The following is a 12,098-nucleotide window of genomic DNA, read 5'->3' on the forward strand; positions in this document are numbered from 1 at the left end:
TACGGTGGGACGCATGTTCCAAGGGTCGCTGCTGGACTTCACGGACGGGACGGGCCCGCGGCCGCTCGCCGAGGCGCGGCGCACGAACCTGTCGCACGGCGCGTGGATCGACGTTCTCCCCGGGTGGATCCCCGACGCCGACGCGCTGTTCGAACGGCTGCTGGCGTCCGTCCCGTGGCGGGGCGAGCGGCGGCGCATGTACGAGCGGGTCGTCGACGTCCCGCGCCTGCTCGCGTTCTACGACGAGGGCGCGGCCCTCCCCGATCCCGTGCTGGCCGACGCGAAGGCCGCGCTCGACGCCCACTACACGTCCGAGCTGGGCGAACCGTTCCGGACGGCCGGGCTGTGCCTCTACCGGGACGGGCGCGACAGCGTCGCCTGGCACGGCGACACGATCGGGCGCGGCGCCGCGCACGACACGATGATCGCGATCCTTTCGGTCGGTACGCCGCGCAGCCTGCTGCTGCGCCCCCGGGGCGGCGGGCGGACGCTGCGCCGCGACCTCGGGCACGGCGACCTCATCGTGATGGGCGGCAGTTGCCAGCGGACCTGGGAACACGCCGTCCCCAAGAGCGCCCGCGCGACCGGCCCCCGCATCAGCGTCCAGTTCCGCCCCCGCGACGTCCGCTGACCGACCCGGCGCCGACCCTGCGCCGACCCGGGCCGGGTCCGGGCCGACCCCGGGCCGGGTCCGGGCCGGGTCCGATGAACGAACCGGAGCGGTATCGCCCCGCGTCTCGACCAAATGGCACCATGGCGGTGATCCTTGGTTTTCCGTAAGGAGGGGCGTTGCTGCGTCTGGTCGTGTCACAGACCTCACCCCGGGCGTTCCGGAGCATTCTGGACGCCCTGCAGGCGACGTCGCATGCCGCGGCGGGGCGGCACATCCTGATCGAACCGGGGCAATATCCCAACACGGGGTTCCGCAGCTCCAGCGACTTCGTGCTGAGCGCCATGGACGGCCCCGGAACCGTCACCCTGGACGGCGCCACCAACGCGACGCTGGAGCTGACCGGGCACGTCACCCTGCAGGGCATCACCGTCCGGAACTGGAACGAGGACGGCTGCGCGCTCAACGTCAAGGACGGCAGCGTCCTCGCGGAGGACTGCGAGTTCGTCAGCCGCCGCGGGTCGGTCGCGGTGCGGGCGTGGGGCGGCGGGCGGCTCGCGCTGAAGGGGTGCCGGGTCGAGGACGGGGTGGTCGTGTACGCGTCCGCGTCCGGGCTGCTGGAGGGCACGACCGTCACCGGCACCGAGCACAACGCGGTCGCGCTGCGGATGGGCAGCTCGGTGACCCTGCGGTCGTGCGTGGTGGAGAAGGCGGGCGGCAACGGCATCTGGATCACCGAGGGCGCCCGGCCGCTGATCGAGCGGTGCACGATCGGCGACTCGGGGGTGTCGGCGATCCGGGTGGACGATCGCGCGGACGCCGTCATCCGCAACACGGCCGTCCGGGGAACGAAGGGGTCGGCGCTGGTCGTCGCCGACAACGGCGTCGCCCTCGTCGAGGACTGCCTGATCAAGGACGCGGGCCGGAGTCGGTGTGGGCCACCGACGGCGGGACCGTCATCGGGCGGCGGGTCCGGGTGGAGACGCCGAAGCGGCACGGGATCCTCGTCAAGGGCTCGTCCGGGACGTTCGAGGACTGCGACATCATCGCGCCGCCGCAGAACGGCGTGGTCGCCTACGAGGCCGGGCACGTCACGTTCGCCCGGGGGCGGGTCGAGGGTTCGGGCGGGGCCGGGCTCAACATCCTGGACGGCGGCAACGGACTGTTCGACGGGACGACCGTCACCGGCAGCGGCAAGGACGGCGCGCTCGCGGGCGCGGGGGCCGAGCTGACGCTGCGCAACTGCACCATCGTGGACGCGGCGGGCGCGGGCGTCGCGACGTCGCACCTCGCGCGCGTCCGGATCGAGGGGCTGACGAGCGAGCGGAACGGACGCCCCGACCTGTTCGGCTTCGACGAGGAGCAGGCGACCGCACCGGCGTCCGGCGAAGGATCGGCGGACGAGCCGGGGCCGGAGGCGGGCGGGGCCGAAGCGGAGGAGGCGCGGCGGCGGGAGGAGATCGAGGCCGAGCTGATCGCCGAGCTGGAGGCGATGATCGGCCTCGCGGGCGTCAAGGCCGAGATCCTCAAGATCCGCAACCTGCAGAAGGTCGCCGAGCAGCGGCTGCGGGCGGGCCTGCCGCCCGGTCCCGCGATCGGGCGGCACATGGTGTTCGCCGGACCGCCCGGAACCGGCAAAACGACCGTCGCACGACTTTACGGACGGCTTCTGGCGGCGCTCGGCGTCGTCTCCACCGGGCAGCTCGTCGAGGTCGGGCGCTCGCAGCTCGTCTCCGAGAACGTCGGCGGCACCGCGCTGAAGACGACGCAGATGTTCAACGAGGCGCGCGGCGGCGTGCTGTTCATCGACGAGGCGTACGCGCTGTCGCGCACGACCACCGGCACCGACTTCGGGCGGGAGGCCATCGACACCCTCGTCAAGCTGATGGAGGACCACCGCGACGAGGTCGTCGTGATCGCGGCCGGGTACTCGGCGGAGATGCGCGAGTTCATGGCCGCCAACCCCGGCCTCGCCTCCCGGATCTCCCGCACGGTCGACTTCGAGCACTACAGCCCGTCCGAACTCCTCGAAATCGTCGAGCTGCACGCGAGCCGGGACGGCTACCGGCTGTCGGGCGACGCTCGCGACGCGGTCCTCGCGCACTTCACGTCGGTGAAGCGCGACTCCGGCTTCGGTAACGGGCGCGCGGCTCGGCGGGTCTTCGAGGCCGCGGTCGAACGGCAGGCGCAGCGCCTCGCCGACCGCGACGACCTGCCGTCCGGCGACGAACTGTCCGAGCTGCGCGCCGATGACCTCGACGTCGAGACCGGACTCGGCGTCCGGTTCGGGGAGGCCCGCGACTCCGCGCAGGTCCGCGGCGTCCTCGACCGGCTGGAGGCGATGACCGGGCTCGACGACGTCAAACGCGAGATCCGCGACCTGCTGGACGTCCTCAGCGCCGCGCGCCGCCGCCGCGCCGCCGGGCTTGAGGTCGAACCCTTCACCGGGCATCTCGTCTTCGCGGGACCGCCGGGCACCGGCAAGACCACCGTGGCCCGGCTCTACGGCGAACTCCTCGCCGCCCTCGGCGTCCTCGCCCAGGGCCAGGTCGTCGAGGCGGCCCGCGTCGACCTCGTCGGCCAGTACGTCGGGCACACCGCGCAGAAGACCGCGGACGTGTTCCAGCAGGCGCGCGGCGGCGTCCTGTTCATCGACGAGGCGTACACCCTCTCCCGTACCGCCGGCGGCGGCAACGACTTCGGGCAGGAGGCCATCGACACCCTCGTCAAGCTCATGGAGGACCACCGCGACGAGGTCGTGGTCATCGCCGCGGGCTACACCGCCGAGATGGACGGGTTCATCGCCGCCAACCCGGGCCTGGCCTCCCGGTTCGCCCGCACCCTGGAGTTCCGTCCCTACGACGTCCCCGGCCTCATGTCGATCTTCCTGGCCAAGGCGCGAGCGGCGACTTCAGCGTCCCGCAGAACACCCGCAAAGCCCTCGCGGCGCACCTGAACGCGCACCGCGACCGGTACCGGGACGGCAACGGCCGCGAGATCGACAAGCTGTTCCGCGCCGCCGTCACCGCCCACGCCCGCCGCACCGAACAGCTCGCGAACGCCGGAACCGAGCCGACCCGCGAGCAGCTCTCCACCCTCTCCCCCGACGACGTCCCCGGCTGACGCCCCGCCCCCGGACTCCCCGCCACCGGACGTGCCGCGACGCGGCGTCCGTTGACATGCAGCCGATCGGCTGCCTATCGTTAGGCACCTAGATGGTTGCATGTCTCCGGGAGGCGCGATGGACGCCGTGTTCAAGGCACTGGCCGACCCAACCCGGCGGCGCCTGCTCGACAGCCTCAACACACGCAACGGGCAGACGCTGCGGGAACTGTGCGCCGGGCTGGACATGACCCGCCAGTCGGTCAGCAAGCACCTGGCCCTACTGGAGGACGCCGAACTGGTCACGCCCGTCCGGCGCGGGCGGGAAAAACTGCACTACCTCAACTCCGCGCCCATCAACGCCATCGCGGAACGGTGGATCCGTCAGTACGACCGGGCGCGCGCGCAGACGCTCACCGACCTCAAAACCGCATTGGAGGAAAACCCCATGAGCGACACCTTCGTCTACACGACCTACATCGAAACCACACCGGAACGCCTCTGGCAGGCCCTCACCGACCCCGCCTTCACCCGCCGCTACTGGGGCGTGACCTTCGAAACCGACTGGACGCCCGGATCGACCATGATCTGGGAGGAGAACGGCCGGAAAATCGTCGACCCCGAACAGGTCGTCCTGGAATCCGACCCGCCCCGCCGCCTCTCCTACACCTGGCACACCCCGACCGCCGAATGGGCCGAGGGCGCCGGGCTGGGCGGGGACGTCCTCGCCAAGCTCCGCGACGAGCGCCGCACCCGAGTCACGTTCGAGATCGAACCGCGCGGCGACAAGGTCAAGCTCACCGTCGTCCACGACGGCTTCGAGCCGGACGGCGTCATGCTCGGCATGGTCAGCGAAGGCTGGCCCGAACTGCTCTCCGGCCTCAAGACGCTGCTCGAAACCGGGGAACCCCTGCCGTGGACCTGACACCGGTCGAACCCCTCGAAAGGATCACCGCCGCGACCGACGACCTCCTCGCCACCGCGGCCCGGCTCGACGACGCGGACGTGCGCCGCCCGTCCCTGCTCCCCGGCTGGACGCGCGGCCACGTCCTCACCCACCTCGCCCGCAACGCCGACGGCGGCACCCGCCTCCTCACGTGGGCCCGCACCGGCGTCCCGTCCCACGAATACCCGAGCATGGCGGCGCGGGCCGCCGAGATCGAGGCCGGTGCCGCACGCGGCGCGGCCGCCCTCCGCGCCGACGTGCGCGAGAGCGCCGACCGGTTCGCGGCCGCGTACACGCTCATGCCCGCGGACGCCTGGGACCGGGTGGTGCGGTGGACGTCCGGCGCCGCGCACCCCGTGGCCCGCGCGACCGACGCACGCCGCACCGAAGTCCTCATGCACCACGTCGATCTCGACGCGGGCTTCGCACCGGACGACTGGCCCGCGGACTGGACGTCCCGAAGCCTGCGGGCCGTCGTGGCGTCCTTCGCGAGCCGCACGGACGGACCGTCCCTGCACCTGCGGGCGTCCGACACCGGCGACCGCTTCGGCGCCCCGGACGCCCCCACGGTCACCGGCCCGGCAACGGCGCTCCTGGCCTGGCTCACCGGCCGCACCGACGGCACCGGCCTCACGGGCGCCGCCGGGGTACGGCTGCCGTTCCTCTACTGAAGATCGTCATCGACGAACCGCTCGTCGGCGTAGTCGATGCTCGCGGTTCTCGCACTCACTGATGCGTTTGACCTGCGTCCTCGGTACGAGGGTATTCCGCTGCTACAAAAAGCCCGTCAGCATGCCGGCTGTCGCCCGACCACGCCACTCGGCGAACTCCGACTGCAGCTCGTAATCGCTGGCCTGCATGTGTTCCTCCAGGAGTTTTCGGGCTACCGATGAAGCTCGGCTGGTTGCGCACCATCTCCAGCGGGAGCTCGTGGTCGATCGATGGCATGTTCGAATACTAAACGCTACCGGCCGGTTACTCCACGTGTTGGCCAAGGGAAACCAAAAAGGCCCGCACCTCGCGGTGCGGGCCTCTGTGGCAGGACGGCCGGTCAGCCGGTCGGCGGGCCGGTCAGTCCTTGTTGAAGTTGACCGCGCCCTCGATCGGGGGCGGGCTGTCGGGGACGGTGGTCGGCTTCGGGACGCCCTTGAAGGTGAACTTCGCGTCCTCGCCGGTGCCCTCGACGCCCACGATCACGATCTGGCCGGCCTTGAGCTCGCTGTACAGGATCTTCTCCGACAGCTGGTCCTCGATCTCGCGCTGGATCGTGCGGCGCAGCGGCCGGGCGCCCAGCACGGGGTCGTAGCCGCGCTCGGCGAGCAGGTCCTTGGCCTCCTGGCGGAGCTCGATGCCCATGTCGCGGTCGCGGAGCCGCTCGTCCACCTTGGCGATCATCAGATCGACGATCTGGATGATCTCCTTCGGGGTGAGCTGGTGGAACACGACCGTGTCGTCGACACGGTTGAGGAACTCGGGCCGGAAGTGCTGCTTGAGCTCTTCGGAGACCTTGGCCTTCATCCGCTCGTACGAGCCCTGCTCGTCGTTCTGGCGGGCGAAGCCCATCGAGACGCCCTTGGAGATGTCCTTGGACCCGAGGTTCGTCGTCATGATGATGACGGTGTTCTTGAAGTCCACGACACGGCCCTGCGCGTCGGTGAGGCGGCCGTCCTCCAGGATCTGCAGGAGGCTGTTGAAGATGTCCTGGTGGGCCTTCTCGATCTCGTCGAACAGGACGACCGAGAACGGCTTGCGGCGGACCTTCTCCGTCAGCTGGCCGCCCTCCTCGTACCCGACGTAGCCGGGCGGGGAGCCGAACAGGCGGGAGACCGTGTGCTTCTCCATGAACTCGGACATGTCGAGCTGGATCAGCGCGTCCTCGTCGCCGAACAGGAACTCGGCGAGCGTCTTGGACAGCTCGGTCTTACCGACACCGGACGGGCCGGCGAAGATGAACGAGCCGCCGGGACGCTTCGGGTCCTTCAGGCCGGCGCGGGTGCGGCGGATCGACTGGGAGAGCGCCTTGATGGCGTCCTCCTGGCCGATGACCCGCTTGTGGAGCTCGTCCTCCATGCGCAGGAGGCGCGAGGACTCCTCCTCGGTCAGCTTGAACACCGGGATGCCGGTGGCGGTGGCGAGGACCTCGGCGATGAGCTCGTCGGTGACCTCGGCGACGACGTCCATGTCGCCGGCCTTCCACTCCTTCTCCCGCTGCGCCTTCGAGCCGAGCAGCTGCTTCTCGGAGTCGCGCAGCGCGGCGGCCTTCTCGAAGTCCTGCGCGTCGATCGCGGACTCCTTGTCCCGGCGGACGTCGGCGATCTTCTCGTCGTACTCGCGCAGGTCCGGCGGCGCGGTCATGCGGCGGATCCGCATCCGCGAACCGGCCTCGTCGATGAGGTCGATCGCCTTGTCGGGCAGGAACCGGTCGCTGATGTAGCGGTCGGCGAGCTGCGCGGCCGAGACGAGCGCGCCGTCGGTGATCGACACGCGGTGGTGCGCCTCGTAGCGGTCCCGCAGGCCCTTGAGGATCTCGATGGTGTGCGCCAGCGACGGCTCGGCGACCTGGATCGGCTGGAACCGGCGTTCGAGCGCGGCGTCCTTCTCCAGGTGCTTGCGGTACTCGTCGAGGGTGGTGGCGCCGATCGTCTGGAGCTCGCCGCGGGCCAGCATCGGCTTGAGGATGCTGGCGGCGTCGATGGCGCCCTCGGCGGCGCCCGCCCCGACGAGCGTGTGCAGCTCGTCGATGAACAGGATGATGTCGCCGCGGGTGCGGATCTCCTTCAGGACCTTCTTCAGCCGTTCCTCGAAGTCACCGCGGTAGCGGGACCCGGCGACCAGGGCGCCGAGGTCGAGGGTGTACAGCTGCTTGTCCTTCAGCGTCTCCGGGACCTCGCCCTTGACGATCTTCTGGGAGAGGCCCTCGACGACGGCCGTTTTACCGACGCCGGGCTCGCCCACCAGGACGGGGTTGTTCTTGGTGCGGCGGGACAGCACCTGCATGACCCGCTCGATCTCCTTGTCCCGGCCGATGACCGGGTCGAGCTTGCCCTCCCGCGCGGCCTGCGTCAGGTTGCGGCCGAACTGGTCGAGCACGAGGGAAGTGGAGGGGGCAGCCTCCGAAGGGCCGCCCGAAGCGGCCGGCTCCTTGCCCTGGTAACCGTGCAGCAACTGGATGACCTGCTGCCGCACCCGGTTCAGGTCGGCGCCCAGCTTCACCAGGACCTGCGCCGCGACGCCTTCGCCTTCGCGGATCAGGCCGAGCAGGATGTGCTCGGTGCCGATGTAGTTGTGGCCCAGCTGCAGCGCCTCGCGCAGTGACAGCTCAAGGACCTTCTTGGCGCGCGGAGTGAACGGGATGTGGCCCGACGGCGCTGCTGGCCCTGGCCGATGATCTCCTCGACCTGCTGGCGCACCGCCTCAAGGCTGATCCCCAGGCTCTCCAGAGCCTTTGCGGCGACACCCTCACCCTCGTGGATCAGACCCAGGAGGATGTGCTCGGTGCCGATGTAGTTGTGGTTGAGCATCCTGGCCTCTTCTTGGGCCAAGACGACAACCCGCCGCGCGCGGTCGGTGAACCTCTCGAACATCTCGTCGCTCCTCACAGAGCGGTTGGGCAGAGTCCGGAACGTCCGGAACTGTCCTTCCGCATGCTAGCCCGCCCCGAGGAGGCCACCCGGTGCACTCCCACCAGGAGACGTTCCCCAGCTAAGCGCTGTTCAGTCTCATCCAACTACCGCATCGACGCGTCATGTTCCCGCTACGCCCCAAGCGAACGGGGGCTTTCCGCAGGTCGGTCAGGGCGCGGCCGAGTCCGGAGAAGGTGTGCCTTGACGGCCGGGTCTACCTCGCCGCGCGCGTCGCGAAACGTCGTCGGCGCTACGCCAAAAGCGAACGGGCATCTCCGCCCTTCCCGGACGGAACGCGAACGGCCCGCCCCGCGGACGGAGGCGGGCCGCCGGCCGGCCGGGTCAGTGGGCCGCCTCGTACTTCTCGATCACGTGCGCGGGGATGCGGCCGCGCTCATTGACCTTGATGCCATTGTTCTTGGCCCAGGTCCGGATCTCGGCGCTGCGCTCGCGGCTGGACGCGCCGCGCTGCCGCCGCTTGTTGCGGCTGACGGTCCCCGCCTTGCGCGCCTTCACCACGAACGGCTGCAGGGAATCCCGCAGCTTCTTTGCGTTGGTGTCACTCAGATCGATCTCGTACGAGGCGCCGTCGAGCGAGAACGTCACGGTCTCGTCCGCCTCACCACCGTCGAGGTCGTCGAGGAGAAGCACCTGAACCTTCTGTGCCATGAGGACAGACCTTTCGCTGGAGCAAACTGCATTGGCTGACAAAGATATACCGCGATGTGCGCGGATGACAATTCAACACTCGCGATGAACTCCCCTTCCCCCCTGGTAACTCTTCGTAATCGCCCTAGACGAATCCCGGACGGCACGCCGCGGCGGCCCGTCGCGCGACGGGCCGGACGGTATGAATTTGCGCGCGGCCGTACGGCTCGGCGGATTTCGGGCGTGACCGACGTCACTGCCCACCCGCGCCTACCTGGGCCGTTAGCGGAACGTTCACGGACGACCCGGGCCCAGGACGCGGTGGACGCGGAGGTGAAAAAGGGTCCGCGGGGGACCTTAACAGGTACGGCGCTCCAACATCGCCCAGCACCGATTAACCCTGGCGTAACGACACTAACCGCGCTCCGCCAGGAAAGCCCGAAGCCCCGGAGGCCCTGCACGGCGGGACGTACGGGCCGTCACCGGCGCATGTCGCTCGATAACGGCGCGCGACCCGCAGGCGAAAATCGGTTGCCTCCGTGCGGGCGTGAAGTCGGTGTGCCACGACGACACCGAAGCGCGCGACCGGCACCGCATCCCGAAATCGGTTGATAAGCGACACAAACCCGCCCGCCGCCCCAGTTCCATGGACGGCTGGAGTGCCCCGGCGAACCCATCCCAAACCGGAGGGCTCATCCGGGATGGGACAGATCCTCCGCGATTCGCGGCCGTAACCGGAACGAGCTGGGATTCGCCCGCCGAACGGAGGCGTCCGAAACGCTAGGGGCCACTCCCCAAAACCCCGGGACGTCCGTAGTTGTGCGACCGGAGGCTCCGGAACAGGGCCTGCGAGCGCGCTCGGGAACGTGTGGGAACGCGCGCGCATCAGGTCGAGAGGCGATCGAGAGAAGATCAAGAGCGGGGCGAGAGCCGGGCGAGAACGGGCCCGACAGCGACCCTGGAGCGGGCCGAGAGCGGGCCGCTGAAGGCCTTGCGGGAAGGCGGACGGCCGGACGCCGCGGGAGTGCGCCCGCGAACGCCCGCGAACGCCCGAGGGGACCGTCAGAACGTCGCGGAACGGGCGTCCGGACTTTTCACCACAACGGTGCCCGCGAGCCTGTCGTGGAGGGCCTGGCGGCTCCGTCCCTCGAACAGCAGGCCGGCGTTCGCGACCCAGAACACGCCCGCCAGGAGACCGGCCACGGGGACGGGACGCGCCACGATCGGCACCGCGTAGATCGCCGCGCGGAGCGCGCCGCGCAGGGCGCCGAGCCGGGCCGGGTCGGGCGGGGCGTCCGGTGGGGAATCGGGCGGGGCGTCCTCGTCGTGGCGGTCGAGGACGGCCTCGGCCCGCACGTCCTCGGCGCGGACGACCTCGATCCCGGCGAAGCGCTTGCCGGGCGTCCGGCCCCAGAGGGCGAGCTGGACGGCCTCGTAGACGAGGAGGCAGCCCGCGACCGCGGGCGGTGCGACGAGATCGAAGGCGGCGGCGGACACCGTCTCGCGGGCGACGACGATGACGGGCAGGCCGACGATCAGCGTGTCGACGATGCGGGCGAGGAGGCGCTGACCCGGTTCGGCGAGCAGCCGCACCGGCGCGCCCCCGGCCGCCGCACCCCCGGACGCCGGTGCCTCGGCCGCTTTCTCGTTCGGTTCCTCGGGGGCCGGCTGCGACGTCTCCACCGCCGTCGTCTCCCGTTCTACCGCGCGAATTCGGTGGTCTCGCCGTGCCCGTGGTCGTCGTGCCCCTGGTCGCCGCCGCCGTACAGCGCGCGCTCGTCGATGACCAGGGTGTTGGAGAAGCGGTCGTGCAGGGCCTGGTGCAGGGGCTGGTCCCAGATCGCCCAGAGGTGGGCCATGAGCATGCCCACCCAGACGAGCAGCATCCCGTAGGCGAAGTAGCTCCACACCATGACGGCGAGCACGAGGAAGAAGAAAACGCCCAGCTGATACGCGATGTGCGTGACGCCCGCGCGCCACACTCCCTGCGTCGTCGTCAGCGGTTCCCCTTCCGGTTGCGCCTGGACGACGCCGATGCCGAGGAGCCGCTTGCCCCACGTCCGTCCCCACATGGACAGTTGCACGGCCTCATAAATGAACGGCAGCACCGACAGCACGCAGAACAGCGTGAAGATGATGGGCCAGTTCCAGATTCCGCCTTCGTCCTCGGCCGAACTGCCCGCCCGGTCCAGCCCGACCGTGCCGATGACGACCGGCAGGACGACCGCGAACCCGAACACCGCGACGACCGAGTTGTCGATGACTCGCGCTCCGGCGCGCCGGAGAATCGGGGCGAGCGGCACGCCTCCGTAGGAGCCTCCTTGGGACGGCGCCCCCTGCTGCCCGTACCCGGGGTCATAGCCCGAGTCGTAGCCACCGCCGTAGGCGGGGTCATAGGCAGGCTGCTGCCACTGCTGCTGTTGCTGGGGCTGCTGCTGCCATTGCTGCCGCGCCGGGGGGCGCGCGGGCTGCTGGGGCTGCTGCGGTTGCTGCCACTGGGGACCTTGGTACGAGGGCGGCGGTCCGTAGGACCCCTGTCCCTGCGGCGGCTCGTACCGGCGACCGCGGTGGGGGGAATCGCTCATTCGGTCAGTCCTCCAGGCGAAGCAACATCCGGGTGTTGCCCAACGTATTCGGCTTCACCCTGTCGAGGTCCAGGAACTCGGCCACGCCTTCGTCGTAGGAACGGAGAAGCTCCTCGTACACCTCTGGCGACACCGGAGTCCCCAGAAGCTGCCGGAAACCGTGACGGGCGAAGAACTCCACTTCGAAGGTAAGGCAGAACACCCGCCGGACGCCGAGTTCCCGCGCGGTTTCGAGCAACCTGACGACGATCCGGTGGCCGATTCCGCGTCCCCCGTAGCCCTGCGCCACGGCGACAGACCGCACCTCCGCGAGGTCCTCCCACATCACGTGCAGCGCCCCGCAGGCGACGACGCGGCCGCCCGCCTGCGCGTCCTCGGCGACCCAGAACTCCTGGACGTCCTCATAGAGCGTCACCGCGGTCTTCTTGAGCAGGCGTCGGCCCGACCCGGCGTACATGTCGACCAGCCCGCGGATCTCCTTGACATCGGCGGTGCGCGCACGCCGGATCACGACTTCCACAAACAGGCGACATTACCGAACGCCGCACCCAGCTTCGGACTCCGCGGGACCGGATCGGCCGCGC

At 70.2% G+C, this 12,098-nt stretch carries 9 protein-coding genes and 2 pseudogenes; 6 read left to right on the forward strand and 5 right to left on the reverse strand.

The window, feature by feature from the left end; translation table 11 throughout:
• The first annotated feature begins 13 nt into the window (after nt 1-13).
• The 6 genes and pseudogenes from BJF79_RS24505 to BJF79_RS24520 all read left to right on the forward strand — a co-directional run bounded on the left by BJF79_RS24505 (nt 14) and on the right by BJF79_RS24520 (nt 5,329).
• On the forward strand, nt 14-631 hold the full coding sequence (locus tag BJF79_RS24505; protein ID WP_075900788.1) for an alpha-ketoglutarate-dependent dioxygenase AlkB: 618 nt from the start codon (nt 14-16) through the stop codon (nt 629-631).
• A 323-nt stretch (nt 632-954) separates the two neighbouring features.
• A pseudogene (locus tag BJF79_RS61380) lies at nt 955-1,473 on the forward strand (right-handed parallel beta-helix repeat-containing protein); the annotation flags it as partial.
• A 113-nt stretch (nt 1,474-1,586) separates the two neighbouring features.
• A complete protein-coding gene (locus BJF79_RS24510; RefSeq protein ID WP_262402511.1) occupies nt 1,587-3,566 on the forward strand; it encodes an AAA family ATPase in 1,980 nt (659 codons plus the stop codon).
• Entirely contained in the window at nt 3,563-3,733 is a 171-nt protein-coding gene (locus BJF79_RS61385; protein ID WP_262402539.1) for a hypothetical protein, read from the forward strand. The genes BJF79_RS24510 and BJF79_RS61385 overlap by 4 nt, the downstream gene beginning before the upstream one ends.
• Nucleotides 3,734-3,833: 100 nt before the next feature.
• Nucleotides 3,834-4,637 carry an ArsR/SmtB family transcription factor gene (locus BJF79_RS24515; RefSeq protein WP_262402512.1) on the forward strand — a complete coding sequence of 268 codons (804 nt, stop codon included), beginning with the start codon at nt 3,834-3,836 and terminating at the stop codon, nt 4,635-4,637.
• Complete coding sequence (locus BJF79_RS24520) at nt 4,628-5,329, forward strand: maleylpyruvate isomerase family mycothiol-dependent enzyme (RefSeq protein WP_075900792.1); 702 nt, start codon at nt 4,628-4,630, stop codon at nt 5,327-5,329. Before BJF79_RS24515 ends, BJF79_RS24520 begins: the two co-directional genes overlap by 10 nt.
• 400 nt (nt 5,330-5,729) lie before the next feature.
• Here BJF79_RS24520 and BJF79_RS24525 read toward each other — a convergent pair.
• From BJF79_RS24525 to BJF79_RS24545, 5 genes and pseudogenes are all read right to left on the reverse strand, one after another.
• Nucleotides 5,730-8,242, reverse strand: a pseudogene (locus tag BJF79_RS24525) (ATP-dependent Clp protease ATP-binding subunit).
• 381 nt (nt 8,243-8,623) lie between these two features.
• Entirely contained in the window at nt 8,624-8,950 is a 327-nt protein-coding gene (locus BJF79_RS24530; RefSeq protein WP_075900794.1) for a histone-like nucleoid-structuring protein Lsr2, read from the reverse strand.
• Between the two features lie 1,041 nt (nt 8,951-9,991).
• Nucleotides 9,992-10,612 carry an RDD family protein gene (locus BJF79_RS24535; RefSeq protein ID WP_083733808.1) on the reverse strand — a complete coding sequence of 207 codons (621 nt, stop codon included), beginning with the start codon at nt 10,610-10,612 and terminating at the stop codon, nt 9,992-9,994.
• A gap of 17 nt (nt 10,613-10,629) precedes the next feature.
• Nucleotides 10,630-11,514, reverse strand: coding sequence for an RDD family protein (locus BJF79_RS24540; RefSeq protein ID WP_075900796.1), 885 nt, complete (start codon nt 11,512-11,514; stop codon nt 10,630-10,632).
• A gap of 4 nt (nt 11,515-11,518) precedes the next feature.
• Nucleotides 11,519-12,034 (reverse strand): amino-acid N-acetyltransferase, encoded by a 516-nt coding sequence (locus BJF79_RS24545; RefSeq protein ID WP_316043430.1) that lies wholly within the window; start codon nt 12,032-12,034, stop codon nt 11,519-11,521.
• Nucleotides 12,035-12,098: the final 64 nt, after the last annotated feature.

This window comes from Actinomadura sp. CNU-125, from assembly GCF_001942465.1.
Taxonomy (GTDB): Bacteria; Actinomycetota; Actinomycetes; order Streptosporangiales; family Streptosporangiaceae; genus Spirillospora.

Bases quoted from the DNA above. Each gene is read 5' to 3' on its own strand.
- BJF79_RS24505 (WP_075900788.1), top strand. From the start codon at position 14: ATGTTCCAAGGGTCGCTGCTGGACTTCACGGACGGGACGGGCCCGCGG.
- BJF79_RS24515 (WP_262402512.1), top strand. From the start codon at position 3,834: ATGTCTCCGGGAGGCGCGATGGACGCCGTGTTCAAGGCACTGGCCGAC.
- BJF79_RS24530 (WP_075900794.1), bottom strand. From the start codon at position 8,950: ATGGCACAGAAGGTTCAGGTGCTTCTCCTCGACGACCTCGACGGTGGT.
- BJF79_RS24540 (WP_075900796.1), bottom strand. From the start codon at position 11,514: ATGAGCGATTCCCCCCACCGCGGTCGCCGGTACGAGCCGCCGCAGGGA.